This is a genomic window from Streptomyces sp. NPDC002838 (assembly GCF_040295365.1).
In the GTDB taxonomy this organism is placed as follows: Bacteria; Actinomycetota; Actinomycetes; order Streptomycetales; family Streptomycetaceae; genus Streptomyces.
In genome coordinates this window covers 235,422-253,592 of the sequence record NZ_JBEOVF010000009.1, presented here as the reverse complement: position 1 = coordinate 253,592, position 18,171 = coordinate 235,422, and the positions used below count along the sequence as shown (strand labels likewise).

General features: G+C 71.5%; 17 protein-coding genes. 8 read left to right on the top strand and 9 right to left on the bottom strand.

Translation table 11 applies throughout. The annotated features are described in order from the left end of the window. Positions 1 to 40: 40 nt before the first annotated feature. From ABT063_RS15310 to ABT063_RS15300, 3 genes are all read right to left on the bottom strand, one after another. Positions 41 to 2,185: a putative bifunctional diguanylate cyclase/phosphodiesterase gene (locus ABT063_RS15310; RefSeq protein WP_351057778.1), complete on the bottom strand. Its 2,145-nt coding sequence runs from the start codon at positions 2,183 to 2,185 to the stop codon at positions 41 to 43. Beyond that, a complete protein-coding gene (locus ABT063_RS15305) occupies positions 2,182 to 2,994 on the bottom strand; it encodes an SAM-dependent methyltransferase (protein WP_351057777.1) in 813 nt (270 codons plus the stop codon). Before ABT063_RS15305 ends, ABT063_RS15310 begins: the two co-directional genes overlap by 4 nt. Before the next feature lie 283 nt (positions 2,995 to 3,277). Next, the gene (locus tag ABT063_RS15300; RefSeq protein WP_351057775.1) at positions 3,278 to 4,246 is read right to left on the bottom strand and encodes an SCO0930 family lipoprotein; all 969 of its coding nucleotides are present in this window, start codon (positions 4,244 to 4,246) and stop codon (positions 3,278 to 3,280) included. 271 nt (positions 4,247 to 4,517) lie between these two features. Between ABT063_RS15300 and ABT063_RS15295 the strand changes: the two genes are divergently transcribed. The 3 genes from ABT063_RS15295 to ABT063_RS15285 all read left to right on the top strand — a co-directional run bounded on the left by ABT063_RS15295 (position 4,518) and on the right by ABT063_RS15285 (position 6,709). Continuing rightward, positions 4,518 to 5,117: a hypothetical protein gene (locus tag ABT063_RS15295; RefSeq protein ID WP_351057774.1), complete on the top strand. Its 600-nt coding sequence runs from the start codon at positions 4,518 to 4,520 to the stop codon at positions 5,115 to 5,117. 21 nt (positions 5,118 to 5,138) lie between these two features. Then, positions 5,139 to 5,903, top strand: a complete 765-nt coding sequence (locus ABT063_RS15290) for a bestrophin-like domain (RefSeq protein ID WP_351057772.1) — start codon at positions 5,139 to 5,141, stop codon at positions 5,901 to 5,903. Between the two features lie 290 nt (positions 5,904 to 6,193). Further along, entirely contained in the window at positions 6,194 to 6,709 is a 516-nt protein-coding gene (locus ABT063_RS15285; protein ID WP_351057771.1) for a hypothetical protein, read from the top strand. A 115-nt stretch (positions 6,710 to 6,824) separates the two neighbouring features. On the opposite strand, the gene ABT063_RS15280 is transcribed toward ABT063_RS15285, so the two are convergent. Then, on the bottom strand, positions 6,825 to 7,322 hold the full coding sequence (locus ABT063_RS15280; protein ID WP_351057770.1) for a hypothetical protein: 498 nt from the start codon (positions 7,320 to 7,322) through the stop codon (positions 6,825 to 6,827). A 332-nt stretch (positions 7,323 to 7,654) separates the two neighbouring features. Here ABT063_RS15280 and ABT063_RS15275 point away from each other — a divergent pair, with 332 nt between their 5' ends. Next, on the top strand, positions 7,655 to 8,329 hold the full coding sequence (locus ABT063_RS15275) for a class F sortase (protein WP_351057769.1): 675 nt from the start codon (positions 7,655 to 7,657) through the stop codon (positions 8,327 to 8,329). 33 nt (positions 8,330 to 8,362) lie between these two features. Here the strand turns inward: ABT063_RS15275 and ABT063_RS15270 are convergent, their stop codons facing one another. Continuing rightward, the gene (locus ABT063_RS15270; protein ID WP_351057768.1) at positions 8,363 to 9,208 is read right to left on the bottom strand and encodes a polysaccharide deacetylase family protein; all 846 of its coding nucleotides are present in this window, start codon (positions 9,206 to 9,208) and stop codon (positions 8,363 to 8,365) included. A 418-nt stretch (positions 9,209 to 9,626) separates the two neighbouring features. On the opposite strand from ABT063_RS15270, the gene ABT063_RS15265 reads away from it, so the two are divergent. Further along, entirely contained in the window at positions 9,627 to 10,088 is a 462-nt protein-coding gene (locus ABT063_RS15265; RefSeq protein WP_351057767.1) for a universal stress protein, read from the top strand. Positions 10,089 to 10,352: 264 nt separating this feature from the next. Here the strand turns inward: ABT063_RS15265 and ABT063_RS15260 are convergent, their stop codons facing one another. Next, on the bottom strand, positions 10,353 to 11,504 hold the full coding sequence (locus tag ABT063_RS15260) for a CapA family protein (RefSeq protein ID WP_351057765.1): 1,152 nt from the start codon (positions 11,502 to 11,504) through the stop codon (positions 10,353 to 10,355). 212 nt (positions 11,505 to 11,716) lie between these two features. On the opposite strand from ABT063_RS15260, the gene ABT063_RS15255 reads away from it, so the two are divergent. The 3 genes from ABT063_RS15255 (at position 11,717) to ABT063_RS15245 (ending at position 13,741) form a co-directional block, all read left to right on the top strand. Next, complete coding sequence (locus tag ABT063_RS15255; RefSeq protein WP_351057764.1) at positions 11,717 to 12,265, top strand: sigma-70 family RNA polymerase sigma factor; 549 nt, start codon at positions 11,717 to 11,719, stop codon at positions 12,263 to 12,265. A gap of 147 nt (positions 12,266 to 12,412) precedes the next feature. Continuing rightward, positions 12,413 to 12,928 (top strand): hypothetical protein, encoded by a 516-nt coding sequence (locus ABT063_RS15250; protein WP_351057763.1) that lies wholly within the window; start codon positions 12,413 to 12,415, stop codon positions 12,926 to 12,928. A 162-nt stretch (positions 12,929 to 13,090) separates the two neighbouring features. Continuing rightward, complete coding sequence (locus ABT063_RS15245; protein WP_351057762.1) at positions 13,091 to 13,741, top strand: zf-HC2 domain-containing protein; 651 nt, start codon at positions 13,091 to 13,093, stop codon at positions 13,739 to 13,741. A gap of 40 nt (positions 13,742 to 13,781) precedes the next feature. On the opposite strand, the gene ABT063_RS15240 is transcribed toward ABT063_RS15245, so the two are convergent. From ABT063_RS15240 to ABT063_RS15230, 3 genes are all read right to left on the bottom strand, one after another. Then, positions 13,782 to 14,645 carry an Fpg/Nei family DNA glycosylase gene (locus tag ABT063_RS15240; protein WP_351057761.1) on the bottom strand — a complete coding sequence of 288 codons (864 nt, stop codon included), beginning with the start codon at positions 14,643 to 14,645 and terminating at the stop codon, positions 13,782 to 13,784. 31 nt (positions 14,646 to 14,676) lie between these two features. Next, positions 14,677 to 16,752 (bottom strand): SpoIIE family protein phosphatase, encoded by a 2,076-nt coding sequence (locus tag ABT063_RS15235; protein WP_351057760.1) that lies wholly within the window; start codon positions 16,750 to 16,752, stop codon positions 14,677 to 14,679. Between the two features lie 77 nt (positions 16,753 to 16,829). Then, a complete protein-coding gene (locus ABT063_RS15230) occupies positions 16,830 to 18,077 on the bottom strand; it encodes a DUF6777 domain-containing protein (RefSeq protein WP_351057759.1) in 1,248 nt (415 codons plus the stop codon). Between the last annotated feature and the right edge of the window lie 94 nt (positions 18,078 to 18,171).

Here is an 18,171-nt window from a genome sequence, read left to right as displayed (position 1 = left end):
TCGCGGACGGCCCCGGCACCCCAGCAACCGAGTTGTGCCGTCACCCCGTCGCGTCCACCAGCGCCAGCTCGTGCAGCCGGTCCGGCGGGCCCGGGCGGGCGTAGTACCAGCCCTGGGCCGTGTCGCAGCCCAGTATGCGCAGCTGCTCGGCCTGGGCGCCGGTCTCCACGCCCTCCACCGTCACCGCGAGGTTCAGGCTGTGGGCGAGAGAAACGATCCCTTCGACGATCTTGAGGTCGACGGGGTCGGCCGGGAACTGCTGCATGCTCTGGGTGAAGGAGCGGTCCAGCTTGAGGATGCTCACCGGCAGCCGGCGCAGGTTGGCGAGGTTGGAGTAGCCGGTGCCGAAGTCGTCCAGGGCGATGTCGACGCCCATCTCGGCGAGGCGGCGCAGCGGCTTGAGCAGGTCGTCGTCGGCGCCGATCAGGGCCGACTCGGTGACCTCCAGGCAGAGCGCGCCGGGGTCGACGCCCGTGCGCTCCAGGATGTCGATGGTGTCCTGGACCAGGCCGGGATGGGTGAGCTGGCAGGGCGAGAGGTTCACGTTGATGCGCAGCGGCCCGGCGTCGGCGTGCCGTTCCCGCCAGTCGCGTGCCTGACGCACCGACTGCTCCAGGACCCAGCGGCCCAGCGGAACGATCAGACCGGTGTGTTCGGCGAGCGGGATGAACCGGTCGGGGCCGAGCACACCGTGCTGCGGGTGCAGCCAGCGCACCAGGGCCTCGGCGCCGCGCACGCTGCCGTCGCCCAGGTGGACCAGCGGCTGGTACTCGATGAAGAACTCGCCTCGGTCCAGGGCGGTCGGCAGGGCGGTGGTCAGCCCGTGCCGGGTGATGGCGCGGGCGTCGGCCTCCGGGTCGGCGAGCTCGAAGCGGTTGCCGCCCGCCGACTTGGCCCGGTACATGGTGATGTCGGCGCTGCGCAGCACCTCCGCCGGGCTGCGCTCCCCCGCCGGGCCCTCGACGATGCCGATGCTGCCGCGCACGGTCAGCTCACGGCCGTCGATGCTGACGGGGGCGAGCAGCACGTTCATGATGCGGGCGGCGAGCTCGTCGACCTCACGCTCGGTCTCGGAGCCGGTGGTCAGCGCCACGAACTCGTCGCCGCCGAGCCGGGCGACCATCTCGCCGGGCGCGGTCGCGCAGGACTGCAGCCGGTCGGCGACCTCGACGAGCAGCCGGTCGCCGGCCGCGTGGCCGAGGCTGTCGTTGATGGTCTTGAAGCCGTCCAGGTCGAGGTAGCACAGGCCGAAGCGCTGGCCTGCTCCGGCGCCCAGCGCCTTCTCCAGGCGTTCGAAGAAGAAGGTCCGGTTGGGCAGGCCGGTGAGCGCGTCGTGCGTGGCCTCGTAGCGCAGCCGAAGGTTGAGCAGCCGGCGCTCGGTGGTGTCCTCCATGAGGGCGAGCTGGTACTGCGGGTTGCCGTCGGCGTCGCGCAGCAGGGAGACCGTCAGGTTGGTCCACAGGACCGTTCCGTCAGGGCGGTAGAACGCCTTCTCCACGTGGTAGTGCTCGCGGACGCCGCGGACGAGTTCGTCGTAGAGCTTCCAGGTCTGGGGAGCGTCGTCGGGGTGCGTCCACTCCCTGACGTTGCGGCTGCGCATGGTCTGCTCGGAGAGTCCGAACATGCGCAGCAGCGCCCCGTTGACCTGGAGGATGTTGCCGTCCAGGTCGGCCATGCCGATGCCTATGGCCGCGCCCTCGAAGACCGCGCGGAAGCGGGCCTCGCTCGCGTGCAGCGCCTGCGCGACCAGGCCCTGCGCCCGCAACGCCGCCTGCGCGATGGCCTCCTGCTCGGCCAGCGTCCGCTCGCGCAGCGCCTGCGCGAACCCGGCGGCCATGGAGTGCTGCAACCGCGCGGCACGCGCCCGCAGGTCCTCCTGAGCGGCGTCCGAGCTGTCGTCGCCGCAGTAGAGCACGAGATACGCGTCCACGCAGTCCAGCGTGCGGCTGAGCGCCTCCGGGTCGGTGCAGTGCGCGGCGACGAGCGCGGCGCCCACCGCCCTGGCCTCGCCCGCGTCGAAGGTCCTGGCCCTCAGCGCCTCGCTCAACCGCCGGGCCAGCGGCAGCAGTTGTCTCTCGAACTCGGGCCGGGTCGCGGCCGTCGAGGTCACCGGGAAGACCGCCCGGCTCCAGATCGTCGCGAACCGCCGCAGTCTGTCCTCCGGCCCGTCCTGTTCCGCGCTCACGCCGTACGCCCCACGCCCGCGAAACCGGAGAAGGCATACGGATCCTCGTCCTCCGGCGCCGTGTCCGGCCGCCAGCGCGGCATCGGCACCAGTCCCGGTTCCACCATGTCGTACCCCTCGAAGAACCGCGCGATCTCGTCGCGCGAGCGCATGATCAGCGGGTTGCGAATGTCCTTGTATACGTCCACCGCACCCTCGGCCCGCTCCGGTGGCAGTGGGATTCCCTCGTACGAGGCATGCGTGAGGACGAGCAGGCTGCCGGGCGCGAGCGCGCCGCGCAACTCGGCCACCGCTCCGTAAGGGTCGTCCGCGTCTTCCACGAAGTGCAGTATGGCAACGAGAAGCAGGGCGACTGGCCGGTTCAGGTCGATCAGGCGCTGCACTTCGGGGCTCGCGAGGATCTCGTGGGGCTTACGGAGGTCGGCGGCCACGACGTCCGCGTCCTCGTTGCCCGCGAGAACCGCCTGGCTGTGGGCCACGGCCACCGGGTCGTGGTCGACGTACACCACGTGCGCGCCGGGGCGCGCCGCCTGGGCCACCTCGTGGACGTTGCCGAAGGTCGGGATGCCTGAGCCGATGTCCAGGAACTGCGTGATGCCCTCGTCGGCGGCGAAGCGCACCGCACGGTGCAGGAACGCCCGGTTGGCCTGCATGATCTTGGGCAGGCCCGGCATGAAGTCCATGGCCCTGCGGGCCGCTTCCCGGTCGACCTCGAAGTTGTGCGAACCGCCCAGGTAGTAGTCGTAGATGCGCGAAACGCTCGGCACCGAGATGTCGATGCTTCGGGGGGCCCAGGCGGGACGCTCCATCTATCTCTCCAAGGCGTAGGCGATCCGGTGTTCGAGCAGAGGCTACTGATCGCCCGGCAAAGGAGCGAGCAGAAACGGAAATTGACCATCCGTTCCCGGTCACTGCCTGCGGCACGTGCCGCGTCGATGTTCCTCCGCGGCACCTACGAAACGTAGGCGGGGCACTGCGGAGCGTTCCGGAACAGGGGTCGGTTCGCGGGGAGTCGCGGTGAATGACGGCAAACCGGTCCGCCCCCTCCGTGCGGCGCGGAGGGGGCGGACCGGTGGATCGGACGCGCCCGGCTTACTCGGACGCTCCGACCGGCTTTCCGTCGGGCCGCACCGCGAACCAGGTGCCGCCGACGCCTTGGCCGTTGGTGTCGCCGGGCTTCTTGTCACCCGCGAAGGTGTAGATCGGTACGCAGTCGATGGACTGCTGCTTGATGCCGTCGGGGCGGTCGAAGACGACGTAGCCCCGGTTGGGGGTGGAGCCCTGCAGATCGATCCCCTTGGTGTCCTTCTCGTCGACCGGCGCGACGACGGGCCACTTCTCCAGGCAGTCGCCGGTGCACGCGGTCGACATCGGCCACTGCGTGTCCTTCATGAACCGGTAGACCGTGTGGCCGTTCTTGTCGATCACGATCTCGCCGAGCTTGGGGTCCTTGCGGGTGGACAGCCCGGGCAGGTCGGCCGCCTGCTTGGCCTTCTTGCCGTCGGCGGCCAGCGCGTACCACTTGCCGCCCACGCCCTGGCCGGTGACGTCGCCGGCCTTGGTGTCCTTCGCGTAGCGGTAGGCCGGCCAACCGTCGATGGTCAGCTGCTTGGTGCCGTCGGCGCGGGTGACCTCGCCGAGCAGCGCCTCGTCGACGCCCTCGCCTGCCGAGGCGTCGTCCGCGGGGACCGGCGGCCAGGCCGTGGCACAGTCGCCGTCGCAGTTCGACTTCGGCGGCTCCGCGGTGTCCTCGTCGAAGCGGTACAGGGTCAGACCGGCGCTGTCCGTCAGCACCTCGCCCAGTTCCGCGTTGGTGGACACGGACAGCTCGCCCGCGGTGGAGGTCTGGGTCGCGGGGTTGCTCTGCCCCGCCTGCGGGCTGGCACCGGAACCGGTGTTGCCGAGGCCGGCACCGGCGCTTCCGTAGTCGCCCGCGGCGGCCGTCGCGCCCACGTTCTGGCTGCCCGTGGACGGGGCGCTTTCCTGACCGCACGCCGTCGTCAGCGCCAGAACCGCAGCAGCGCTTGCCACGAGTGAGGCGCTCCGCCAGGAGGTCTTCATCGTCAACTCCCCATAATCCCAAGGGTGTTGCAGCGCCCTTCTGCGCCGCCGCACGACCATGGGTACGCACGGGAGCTGCGGTTGCGTTCAACCGCAGCGCACATTTCTTTCCGGAGCCTGTGACGCCCCCACTCCGTTTCGCACACCCGTACGCCTCTTTGGGCGTGCGAACGCCCAGTGATCAAACCGTCGACCGCCGGCTGTCCCTCCTTCGGGGCAATCCCCTCCAACTCGCGCGCGCGCCCGTACGTCAGGCCTCATGATCTTCGTCGTGCATCGACCCGACCCGACCCAATCCGCCCCGGCCATACGGATGTTGGCCCTGCTGACGCTGACATGGATCCTCGTCGGCGCCCCGACCGGCGTGGCCGTGGCCGACGCCTGCGCCTACGCCTCGACCGGTCCGGGCGGCACCGATGCGGTGGCGGTCGCCGGAAGCCTCACCTGGCCGACTCCCCCGGCGTGCCCGAAGCCCACGCCGACACCCACGCCCACACCACCGACGCCCACGCCCACACCGGACCCGGCCCCGGATCCGCCGCCGAAGCCGAAACCGACGCCCACGCCGACACCCGAGCCGCCGCCTCCCCCACCGCCCCCACCGGCACCGCAACCGGCGCCACCCCGCCCGCGGCCGACCCCTCCCCCGGCTCCCGCCCCCACGCCGAGCCCCACCCCCACACCGGCTCCCGCACCGACGCCGTCGGCCGAGCCCGCACCGCGCCCCTCCGTCACTCCGGTGAGTTATCCGCGGTACCAGGCGCCGAGCCGCCGCAAGCGGCCGTCACACGGCGCCACGTCGCCCGTCACCTATGTCCTGCTCATCACCGTGCCCGCGGTGGCCGCCGTCGCCGCGCTGCGGCCGCGCTAGCGCTGATCCTGGAGGCACCCCTTGCCGGAATGGCTTGTTCTCACCCTCGCGATGCTGGCCGCCTGTTCCGTGGTCGTCGTCATCACCCTCGTACGGCACCGCACGGCACCCGAGGACGAGGATCCCAGCGAGACGCCGGACGTCATCGAGTACATGACGATGTGGATCGGCGTGGTGTACGCCATCGTCCTCGGCCTGGCCATCGCGGGCGTCTGGGAGGCGCGCAGCGTCGCCCAGGACCACGTCCAGGCGGAGGCACAGGCGCTGCACGAGATCTCGGAGCGGGTGCGGGTCTACCCGGACGACGTCCGCGACCGCGTTCGGGACGATGTCAACGCCTATGTCGGACACGTCGTCACCACCGAGTGGAAGGCGATGGCGGACGACGGCCGTGTCACCGAGCGGGGCACCGAACTCCTCGCCCAGGTTCGCGCGGACGTCACCGACTACCAGCCGAAGACGGACTTCGAGGCCCAGGCCTACCAGCCGGTCCTCGACCAGATGGCCGCCGCGGACCAGGCACGCAACGCCCGCGCGGACTCGGCGGAGCCCACCATGCCGGGCGTGGTGTGGTTCGGGCTGCTCGTCGGCGGCGCGGTCACCATCGGGATGATCTTCGCGCTGCAGATCCGGCGTACGACGCGCGAGCTGGTCCTCGCGGGCCTGTTCTCCGCGCTGATCGCCTTCCTCCTGTTCCTGATCTGGGACTTCGACGCGCCCTACAGCCGCGGCGTCACCGCGTCGGCGGACCCGTTCCTGAGCCTCTTCCCGAACATCAAGGACTGACGGCCCTGCACCGGGGCAGGCCACGGGGCCGCTGAGCGGCCGGGCCGCCGAGGCCGCCGGGGCCGCTGACAGGTCCTCACCCCAGAGACCGCCGGGGGACGCCCGCCGCGCCGTCGCCGTCCCCCGGCCGCGGGAACGCACTCCCCTGAGCGGCCCACACCGTTGCCCCATTCGCGCGACTGCGATCGCGCGGACGCACGCACGTTCCTAGCGTTTCGGTCATCGAGGTGCATTTCCGACGCGAGCGGAAGAGGTCCGCAGCTGCTCCTCGGGGACCCGGAGGAACCACCATGCGCGTGATAGGCGTCGCTTCCGCCGCACTGCTGGGCGTCAGTGCCCTCACCCTCACCGCCCCCGCCGCCCACGCGAGCAGCGTGAGCTCCGGCTTCCGGGTCAGTGTCCTGCCCACGACCATCGCGGCCGGCGGACAGGTGACCCTGCGCGCGACCGGCTGCGAGCAGGGCGTGTTCGTCACCTCGGGCGTCTTCGACGACGTCACCATCCCCAGGGGACGGTCCACGGCCACGGCCATGGTCGACTGGGACGCGAAGCCGGGCGCCGTCTACCAGGTGACGTTCCACTGCGGCACCTTCTGGCAGAACGCCGAGATCACCATCGCCGGCGGCCGCCGGGACCACACCGCCCCCACGCCGGTGACGCCGCGCCGGGGCGTGCACGCCGGCGGGGGCGGCAGCTTCGCCGGGTTCGACCTCCAGGAGATCGGCCTCGGGGCCGCGCTCGTCGCCGGGTCGCTCGGGGCGGCGTACCGCATCTCCTGCCGCCGCCCCGACGAGGACAGTGCCTGAGCGCACCAGCCGCCCACAGGCCTTCGCCCCGGATCCCTGAAGGGACCGGGGCGAAGGCCTGTGTCACGTGCGTTCAGTCTCCGAAGGGTAGCGGTCGGACCCGCTGTTCGGGCCGTCAGATGCGCTTCTCGGAACGGCGGCGCATCCAGAACACGCCGCCGCCGATGACGGCCGCGGCCACGAGCCCGCTGCCGATGGCGATGTCGGTGGCAGTCGCCCCGCTGGAGCTGCTGCCGCCGATGCCGCCGCGGACGCCTCCGATGACGGTGAAGGCGGCCGGGCGGGTCAGGGTCCTGCTGTCGCAAGTGACGGTGATGTCGTAGGAGCCGGGGTTGGCGTTGCTGTTGATCACCGCGGTGCCCTTCGCGGTGTCCTTGGCGCCGTGGATGGGCGTGAGCCTCGTCGGTGAGAACGCGTTGGAGGTCGCGGTGCCGCCTCGCGGGCAGCCGTCGACCGTGATGGTCAGCTGGCCGCCGCGGGCGATGACGCTGGGCAGGGCGACGATGTTGCTCGGGTGGGCGGGCATGCCGTCCCGAGCGACGGCCGCGGGCGCGGCGAGCCCGAGGACGGCGACCGCGGCACCGGCGGCCACCAGGGCACGAGAGTTACGCATGTGATCCTCCGCGGAAGACGCCCCGGGAACCGTCCCCGGTCGATCGGCGAGAAAGCGCCTCCCGGAAAAACCCTCAGACGCCCTGCACGGGCCCGCATTTCGGCGATGGTCCGTCCTGGTGAGAGGACACGCCGCACGAAACCCACGCAATCGGATATCGCCGCAGGTCACGGACCGTCAGAAAATTCCTGTGCGCGGCAACTCGGATGGCGCACCACCGGGAGCGCGGGCCACCCGTTCGCGTCGGCCCCGTCGCCGGTTTCGCGCGCGGGACTTAGCGTTCTCGTATGCGCGAATGACACGGCGACGGCCGTGTCGAGAGGGGAAGTCGAATGTCTGCGTCCGAGCTGGCCGAGCTGGCCGAAGAGGAGGAGCAGCGGAAGAAGCGCGCTCCTTGGGGCGTGATAGCGCTTGTTCTGCTGACCGGCCTCGCGCTCATTCGGAATGGTTCGGGGGAATTCGACGTGGGCCCCCCGCAGCCCGCGTCGGCGGCTGCCGCCGACAGCCGCACCTCACCCGGCGGCACCTTCCTCGGGGTCCCCGATCCGCTGCCGTACTCCGAGCCCAGCAGGGTCAGGATCCCGTCGATCCAGGTCGACGCGCCGATCATGCCGGTCGACCTGGACGCGGACGGCTGGGTCGGTGCGCCGCCGCCGGAGGACCCGAACCTGGCCGGCTGGTTCACCGGCGCGGTCTCCCCCGGCGAGAAGGGCACCGCCGTCGTCGTGGGTCACGTCGACAACAGCCAGGGCCCCGCCGTGTTCTACGGACTCGGGGCCCTGAAGAAGGGAAATCGCGTCGAGGTCGCGCGGCAAGACGGAAAGACGGCCGTTTTCGACATCTACGGCATCGAGGTCTTCGAGAAGAACAACTTCCCCGGCAACCGTGTCTACGGTTCCAAGGGCTCTCCCGAATTGCGGATCATCACCTGCGGGGGCGGTTTCTCCAAGCAGAACGGCTACGACGGGAACGTCGTCGCTTTCGCCCGCCTGGTCGAGGTCCACTGAGCTCTTCCCTCTCCCGGGGCGGGCGAAGGCCGGTTATGCGAACTGCCGTCGCGGGACGGTGATGTGGTAGCCGGAATCCAGCAGGTGCGGCAGATAGGCGCGCAGCGCCCGGACACTCTGGGTGCGGTCGCCCCCGGCGTCGTGCGAGAGCACCACGACACCGGGGGCGGCGCCGTTCTCCACCCGGCCGACGATGGTGCGGGTGCCGGGGGTGGTCCAGTCGAGGGTGTCGACCGTCCAGGCCAGCGGTTCCATGCCGAGCTCGGCGCCCAGCTGGAAGGCGGCGCGGTTCCAGGCGCCGTAGGGCGCGCGGAACCACAGGGGCCGCTCGCCGTACGCCTCCTCGATGACCTCGCAGGTGCGTTCCATCTGCGAGCGGATCTGCCGGCGCCTCAGGCGGGGCAGCAGCGGGTGGGACCAGGTGTGGTTGCCGACGACATGTCCCTCGTCGGCCATCCGGGCCAGCAGTTCCTTGTTGTCGACCACCATCTCCCCGCACACGAAGAACATCGCGCGGACGTCGTACTTCGCGAGGGTGTCCAGGATCTCCGGGGTGTAGCGGGGGTCCGGTCCGTCGTCGAAGGTCAGCACCATGGTGCGGCCGCGTCCGGACACGCGCAGGAACGGCTCGTGCCGGACGAGGGTCCGGCCGGGCGTGGTCCGGGGCGGGCCGTATCCGGTCAGGGGCTGGAGGCGGTAGGCGGAGGGCTTGTGCGCACGGCGCGCCTGAGGGCCGGCGGCCGGGGCGTGCCGGACCGGCTCGCCGTCCGAGCCCGGCGACAGCAGACCGGCCGTGCCGACCGCCCCGACGGCGGCGGCGCCGGCGAGCAGCGCCCCGCGCCGGGTGAGCAGCCGTGTGAGCAACTGATCCTTCTTCATGACTCATCAGTCGCCCACGGCGGCCCCGACGCACCGCAACGACACCGGGGCGGCGGCACGAAACCACCCGTACGGCCCAGCGTTTCGGACCAGCCGCGGGCACCGGCGGGAACGGCGGCGGCCCCCGACCGGTGCCGGACCTGTTCGGGCGGGCCCGCATCCGGTTCGCCGGCCCCGGCCTCGTCCCCTCCGGCGAGGCCGGGGCCGGGAGCGCCGGCAGGCCTTCGGTGCCGGCCGGCCGGTGCCCGCCTTCGGGTGCCCCTTTCTCCGGAGTTCGCGCAACGACGGTACGGAGAGGACGAGTCGGTCGAGGAGACGGACGAGCGGGCGGAGCACGGTGTGGAAGGCCCCGGCCGTCTCGCCCGCCGAGCGATCCCGCGCTCCGGTGCGACCTGGGGTCTCGGATAGCCTCCCAGCCGTGACGGAACAGCACTCGCACCAGTTCGAGCGGGGCACGGACGGCCCCAAGGTCATCGTGGTCGGCGTGGACGGCTCCGACTCCTCGGTCCGCGCGGCGGCATACGCCGCCGGCCTGGCCCGGCGCCAGCACGCGCTGCTCGCCATCGTGTACGTGCAGCCGGTGCTGGCGGCGGGCGCGGCGGTCGGGGCGCCGGTCGCCGAGACGACCGACGCGATCGCCGAGGACCTGGTGGCGCAGATCCGGGAGGCGACCGAACAGAACAAGGGGATATTCGACATGCGCTGGGAGTTCCACACCTTCCGCGGCGACCCCTACAACGGCCTGGTGAAGGCGGCGGACCAACTGAAGGCGGACGCGGTCGTGGTGGGCGCCTCGGAGCAGGCCGGCCACCGGATCGTCGGCTCGGTCGCGGTACGGCTGGTGAAGGCTGGGCGGTGGCCGGTGACGGTGGTGCCGTAACCACGCGGAGGAGTTGTGTGCCCGTCTTTCGCCACGGACGTCACTGCGCCATCATGAGCCGCCAGTCAGCCGTTTGCCGAACACAAAGAGGTGACGGGCATGGCCGGACTCCGCGCGGGCGAGGGGATTCTCCGCCGCAAACCCATCGAACACTCGGCTACTCGTACCGGCGGTCGGCACTGGCGGAGCGCCAGGGCCTGTCCGGCGGATCATGCCGCAGACGCGGGGTCTGGCACGCCGATGGGGACACACCGGTTCGAGTTGCTACCGGCCCATGACGAGCCCGTCCTGCGCCGCGCCCCGGCTGAGGACCACGTCCCGGATGCGGTCGCGGACGGCGCGCAGGTCGGCGCCCGCGGCGAGCGCCTGGTTGAGGTTCACCGCCCGGCCCGCGTCGATGTCGAACAACTGCGGCACGAACTCGGCCCGGGTCACCTCCCAGCGCTCCCCCGGCCGGGCGGGCGGGGCGAAGGTGAAGCGGCCGAGGGTGGACTGGTTGCCGCGCGGGTCCTGCACGCGCTGGTGGTTGAACATCTCGCCGGCGATCTGGTCGCCCATCCCGTAGATCACCCAGGTGCCGTTGACCTTCTCGTACGCCTGCGGGACATGCGCGTGGGTGCCGAGGATGAGGTCGATGTCGGGGCGGTCGCCGGTGCGGGCGGCCGTGAGCCGCTGGGCCAGGGTCAGTTGCCGCTCGTCGGGCGCGTCCTGCCATTCGGTGCCCCAGTGCAGGGACACGACGACCACGTCGGCGCCCGCCGCCCGGGCCGCCCGGGCGTCCGCGACGATCTTCTTCTCGTCGATGTGGTTGACGGCCCAGGGCCGCCCCTGCGGGAGCGGGAAGCCGTTCGTGCCGTACGTGTACGCGAGGTGGGCGACCTTCGCCTCGCCCGCGCGCAGGATGGTGGGGATGCGCGCCTCTTCCTCGGTACGGGCCGTGCCGGCGTGCCGTACTCCCACGCGGTCGAGGGCGTCCAGAGTGCGACCGATGCCGGCCGCGCCGTCGTCGAGGCTGTGGTTGGAGGCGGTGGAGCAGCCGTCGTAGCCGGTGGCGGCGAGGCCCTTGGCCACTTCGGGCGGGGACTTGAAGGTGGGATAGCCCGTGTAGCGGCCGTTCTCGCCGTAGACCGTCTCCATGTGGCACAGCGCGAGATCGGCACGGGAGACGACCGGCTCCACACCGGCGAACATCGGACGGAAGTCATAGCCCTTGCCGCCCGCGTCGAAGCGCGCGCGCTCGATGATCGAGCTGTGCGGCAGAACGTCGCCGGAGGCGACGAGCGTGAACCCTGGGGCGGCGGTGGGCGCGGGATGTGCGTTCCGGCCGGGCGGATTCCGGTCCTGGGCCTGGCAGGCGGCGCCCGCGGCGAGCAGGGCCGTGAGGGCCAGGGCAACCTGTCGTCTGCGTGCAATCATCAGCTCACCCCATTGAGATCATATTTACCCATAAATAGGTACGAAGCTGAACGTGCCCGCAAACGGCCTCCCTGCCCTCTTAGCCCGTCCGGAGCGCGCGAACGACGCGGAATGGACCGTTCATCGAACCGTTCGTCGACGCGATCGACCGTCCGCCGCAGAGCCGTGCTCCCACCCTGGCCGGAATCAGTCCCCTGATGTGCCATACGGCCATGACGGCCGGAACCACCCTCACGAACGGGACCACGACCGCCGAGCACGAGCTCGCCGCACTGCAGCGGGAGCACGGCCGGCCCCTCTTCGCGCTGCTGCTCCGGCTCTGTGACGGTGACCGGCAGCGCGCCGAGGACCTCGTACAGGAGACGCTGGTGCGCGCCTGGCAGCATCCCGAAGCCCTGCGCGCCGACGACTTCGAGTCCGTACGGCCGTGGCTGCTGACCGTGGGACGGCGGCTGGCGATCGACGCGCGCCGGGCCCGGCAGGCGCGACCGCCGGAGGTCGGCGACGCGATCCTGGAGAACGCCCGGGTGTGCGCCGACCACGCCGAGCGGGCGGCCGCCACCCTCGATGTGCGCCAGGCTGTGAAGACACTCACTCCGGAGCACCGTGAAGTCCTGGTGCTGGTGTATTTCCAGGGGGCGAGTGTGGCGGAGGCCGCGGAGGCCCTCGGGATTCCGCCCGGTACCGTGAAGTCCCGCGCGTACTACGCGTTGCGTGCCCTGCGCCGGGTGCTACCGGGATACGCGGCCGACCTGCGGTGAAACCAATGGCTTAGTCAAACCTCCGTAAAGCGCCTTGCCGCTGACCCCGGTTGAGTAATCGGCTGTCCTCATCCGTGTTCCGAATGGGGCAGGGCCCCAGGGCCCGGTATCGGGTGACGCGCACGCACCGGAGGAAGGCAGGAAGGGATGCTGCACAGAGGTCACGAGAGCACGGACGGCGCCGGCGGCGGCGAACTGACCGTCCCCATGGCGTGGTTGTACGCCGAGTACATCGCGGACGAGCTGCTGCGGTCCGGCGACCTGATGCCGCCGACGTCCTTCGAGTTCCGCGCGGGGCGGGACGCCCTGGCGCTGACCATCTTCCTCTCCGACACCGACGGCGAGCTCTCCGGCATCCAGGTCGTCTCCCAGCTGGAGAACTGGTTGTCGCTGACCGCATACGACCAGCCGTGGCAGGACTGGGTGCGCGAACGCATGGCCCAGCTCACCGCCGATGCGCTCGCCTGCGATGCCCCCGCGCCCGACCTGGAGCTGGCCGAGGCGGCCTGGCGCTGGCTGGAGGAGACCGAGCTGCTCGCCCCCGATCTGAACGCGGTGCCGGGCGGCGCCGCGATGGTGGGCGAGGACGAGGGGCCCAAGGTGTGGACGCCGGCGTGGCAGCTCGGGTTGCCCCTGGGACACCTCGCCATCCATCTTTTCTAGATTCGTTTCAACTTGGACCAATCCTCGGGTCCGGCCGCTCCGAACCCCTTGGTTACGATTCTGTATGGGGCTTGAGTGATTCGGCTGGCTGGTCCGTACCGGTGGGAGCAAGGCGTAAACCGGAGTAACCCCCACCCGCACCCAACGGCACGAGGATTCGGCATGAGGTCCCTGGAGAGGCATCGCGACGTCGGCGCGTACGCGCTCGGCGTGCTGGACGAGGCGGACGCCTTCCGCTTCGAGGACCACCTCATGGAGTGCCCCCGCTGCGCGGCACACGTGACCGAATTCGGCTCCACCACACGGCAGTTGATGCTGTACCGGCGGGCGACGCCGCGTGTGGTGCACCCCATGGCCCAGCCCGGTCCGAGGCTGCTGGACCGGCTGCTCGGCGAGGTGGCGGCGCGACACCGGGCGCGGCGCAGACGGCTGCTGTACGCCGTGGCCGCGTCGGTGGTCTTCGCCGTGGCCGGATCCGGGATCGCGATGACGATGGAGGGCGACAAGGAGCCCGTCCGGGTCACCGCGACCGATGAGCGGTCGGGCGTGTGGGCGCAGGTCACCACCGAGGACGAGGCCTGGGGCAGCGAGGTGGAGCTGAAGGTCAAGGACGGGGCCGGTCCCCGCGCCTGCCGGCTCATCGCCATCGGCCACGACGGCTCGGAGCAGACGGTGACCAACTGGAACGTGCCCCACCACGACGCCCGGGAGAACACCATGCACGGCAGTTCGGCCATGCATGCCGACCAGATCGCCCGCTACGAACTCCGCACGGCCGACGGGGAGCACCTGGTGACGCTCGAGTCCCGGTAGCCCCGCGGGCACCTCGGAGATGCACCCGCAGAATCGGTGACTACTTCAGCAACCTCGACAACCGCCGGTCCGCCAGCGGCTTCCCACCCGTCTGGCAGGTCGGGCAGTACTGGAGCGAGGAGTCGCTGAAGGAGACCTCGCGGATGGTGTCGCCGCACACCGGGCAGGGTTCGCCGGTACGGCCGTGGACGCGCAGGCCGCTCTTCTTCTCAGCCTTGAGGCGGCCGGCCGCGACGCCCCGGGAGCGCTCGATCGCCTCGGTGAGGGTGGTGCGCAGGGCCTCGTAGAGGCGGTGGGTCTCCTGCGGGGTGAGGGACGCCGCGAGTTTGAAGGGGGACATCTTCGCGGCGTGCAGGATCTCGTCGCTGTAGGCGTTGCCGACGCCCGCGATCAGGGACTGGTCACGCAGGGCGCCCTTGAGTTGCCGTCGTTCACCGGCCAGCAGGGCAGCGAAGCGCTCCTCGTCGAAGTCGTCGGCGAGCGGGTCGGGGCCGAGGCGGGCCACGCCCGGGACCTCCTGGGGGTCGTGGACGACGTAGACCGCGAGGCGCTTCTGGGTGCCCGCCTCGGTCAGGTCGAAGCCCGCTCCGGTCTCCAGGGCCACGCGCAGCGCGAGGGGGCCCTTGCCGGGGCGGGGCGTGCCGTCGGGGAGTGTGTCCTTCCAGTGCAGCCAGCCCGCGCGCGCCAGGTGGGTCACGAAGTGCGGGCCGCCTTCCGTGGCGAGGTCGAGGAACTTGCCGTACCGGCGCACGGCGGTGACCTCATGGCCCTCGAGGGCGGTGAGCGGAGGGTCGTACGTCTTCAGGACACTGATCGCGACGGGCAGCACCCGGACGATCTCGTGTCCGACCAGGTGCTCGGTGAGGAAGTCCTTGAGCGCTTCCACCTCGGGGAGTTCCGGCATACGTCCAGAGTGCCACCGGACACCGGAGTGCTCAGCTCCGCTCCGGCACCACGAACTCGCACCACACGCACTTGCCGCCGCCCCGCGCCTCCACGCCCCACACGTCGGCGAGCAGGTCGACCAGGAGCAGGCCCCGGCCGGAGACCCCCGACTCCCCCGCCTCGCGGCGGCGTGGCAGGGCGCTGGAGGCGTCCTCGACCTCGACGCGCAGCCGGCGGTCGCTGCCGGTGAGGGCTCGCAGGGTGACGACGGCGGAGCCCTCGGTGTGCATGAGGGCGTTGGTGATCAGCTCGTCGGCGACCAGTTCGATCTCGTCGGCGCGGTCGCGGGCGCCCCAGGCGGTGACCGCGGCGCGGATCATGTGCCGGGCCTCGGAGAGGGCCTCGGGGTCGCCGGGTGCCACGTGCTGCTGGAGCCGGCCCCCGGACCTCGGGGTGTCCAGGCCGCGGCGGCGCAGCAGGAGCAGAGCCACGTCGTCGTCGCCGCCGCGTTCCTCGGCGACGTCGATGAGGCAGTCGGCGAGGTCCCGTACGTCGTCCGGGCCGGCGGCGACGAGGGCCGTGAGGGTCCGCATGCCGTCGTCGAGGTCGGCGCCGGGCTGTTCGACCAGGCCGTCGGTGCACAGCATCAGGGTGTGACCGGGGTCCAGTTCGAGGGTGGCGACGGGGTATGCGAGGCGTCCGAACTCGGCGGACAGGCCGAGCGGCAGGCCGCCCTCGAGGGGGACCCGGCGGCAGCTGCCGTCGGGCCGGCGCACCAGCGGGTCGATGTGGCCGGCCCGGACCACCTGGACCACTCCGGTGGACAGGTCGGCCTCCGCGTACAGGCAGGTCGCGAAGCGGTCGGTGTCGAGTTCGTGGAGGAAGACGGAGGCACGGGCCATCACCGTCGCGGGGGTGTGGCCCTCGGCGGCGTAGGCCCTCAGGACGATGCGCAGTTGGCCCATGACGGCGGCGGCGTGCGTGTCGTGACCCTGCACGTCGCCGATGACGGCGCCGACGCGGCCGCCCGGCAGCGGGATCAGGTCGTACCAGTCACCGCCGATGTCCCGGCCCAGCGAGGCGGAACGGTACCGGACGGCGACGTCGGCGCCCGGGACGCTGGGGATGGTGCGCGGCAGCATGGCCTGCTGGAGGCCGGTGGCGAGGTCCTTGTCCTGCTCGTAGAGCATGGCCCGCATGAGGCTCTGCGCGATGCTGCTGCCGAGGGCGATGAGGACGTTGCGGTCCTCGGGCGAGAAGCCTCGCCGGTCGCTGTAGAGCAGCCCCATGGCGCCGATCGGGCGGGCCTCGGCGATGAGCGGCAGATAGGCGGCCGAGGTGATGTCCAGGCCGGTGATGTGCGGCCACAGCAGCGGGTAGCGTTCGGCGAACTCCTCCGGCGACTCGATGAAGCGCGGGCTGAGGGTGCGGACGACCTCGCTCATCGGGTAGGACTCGTCGATCCGGGTCACGCGCGTGCCGGGCACGAAGCTGCCCTTGGGGCCCTCGGCGATCAGCCGGATGCGGCCGGCCTCGACCAGGCCCATGACCAGGCTGGTGGCGCCGAGGTGGGTGAGGCCGTGAGTGTCCTTGAGGACGTCGATGACGTCGTCGACGGTACGGGCGTGGGCGAGGGCGGCCGTGGTGAGCTGCACGACGTTGGTCTGGCGGCGCCGGGCCTCGTCCTGGGCGGCCTGCTCCCGGCGGGCCTCGATATCGCCGAGCTCCTGGGTGGCGTCGCGGACGATGCCGATGATGCGTCGCGGACGGCCGCTCTCGTCACGCCGGATGTAGCCCTGGGTGTGGGTCCAGCGCAGCGAGCCGTCGCGGCAGCGGATGCGGAAGTAGGTGCCGTAGTTCTCGCTGCCGTCCTTCATGGCCTGGGCGACCAGGGTGTCGAGCCGGTGGGACTCCGCGCGCGGGACCCGGACCGCCAGGGTCGTGGGATATCCGTCGTATTCGTCGGGGCGCAGGTCGAAGACCTCGTGGGCCTGGGCGTCCATGTGGAACAGACCAGTGTCCAGGTCCCAGTCGAAGCTGCCCATGCGGTTGAGCGCCAGGATCGGATCCGGGTGGGCGGGCCAGTCGTCCGGGAGTGACAGGGCGCTCGCTCCCCGATCAACCATGGGGCCACCTTGCCAGGAATCGGCCGATTATTCGACCGGGGAGACAGCCGCTATACGGCCGGTGAGGCGTGTCGGTGTCAGGCGCTGTCCGGGCCGGCCGGGTCGTCGGGGATCAGGCCGCCGCCGTCGGGCAGGTCGGGCGTTTCCGGCACGGACTCGGGGCCGATCGGCTCCGCGGGGTCGGGGAGGACGTCGGGCTCGGTGGGCTTCTCGGCGGTCGGCTCCTCGGGGACCGTCGTACCGACGTCGGGCTCGGTCGTGGGAGGCGTGGGCGTGGCGGTGGCCGAGGGGCAGTCGGCCGGCTCGTGCGTCGGCAGGTCCGTCCGCACGTCGGTCGGCGTGTCGGTCGTGTCGATCGGCGTGTCGGTCGGCGTGTCTTCGGTGAAGGCCGGCGTGACCGTGACGGTCGGAGTCACGCAGTCGGTCGCCTCCGAGGAGGAACTCTCGTCGCTCGGAAACTCGCTCTCGTCCGTAGGAGAGGCGCCGTCCTCGCCCGGCGCGGCGCTGGACGTGTTCTTGTCCGGGGACGGGGTCGGCCTCGGCTCCGGCTCCGGTGTCACCGGGTCCGGCGCGGGCACGACGCGGTCGTGGTGGACGCCGTGCCCGATCCGCCGCTCGATCCAGGCGTTGTCGACGCTGCTGATGATCGTGATGTTGGCGATCACCTGGATGGTCGGTGCGACCGCGACCATCCGCGTGGGCCGGAAGCCGATCCAGGGTCGGCCGTGGATGCCGGGGCTGCCCCGCATGGCCACCGGCGGCTCCAGAGGGTTGCCGCAGGCGCACCGGACGCGCGGCACACCCCGGTTGTCGACGAGGACGGCGGTGCCCGCCTGGAGGACGGACTGGTAGGTGGTCACGTGTCCGTCGCGGAAGCCGTGGTTGGTGACCCGGGTGTCGGCGCGCAGCGCGACCGGGGCCAGACCGCGCAGATAGTCCGGGATCGAGGTCCGGGAGATGCCCGCGACCTGGGCGAAGGCACGGGCCTTGGCCGGGTCGGCACGCAGGTGGCCGATCTGCCGGTCGATGTCACAGCTGCCGACCCGCTCTTCGCCGCCGTAGAGGCCCGGCGTCTCGCCGGACACGGATCGCACCCCGGTCGGTCCCGACGGCGCCGGTTGCGGCGTTCGGGTGACCGGGGACGGTGTGGCCGTCGAGATCGCGGTGGAGTCCGTGAAGGGGTCCGGCCCCGGATCCGCGACCGGCTGGAGGACGAGCTCCTCGCTCGACTTCGTGTCCTCGTCCCCGTCGCCGCCGCAGCCGGCGACGATGAGCGCCGCCGAGAGCGCGCAGACCGTGACGAGGGCTCCGGTGGGTGTCCGCACCACACTCTCCCGTCCATCCCGGGCAGTTCGTCACTATTGTCTGCTTCACTCACTTGGGTTACGCAAGCGGAAGGGAGGTACACGCGGAGTCACG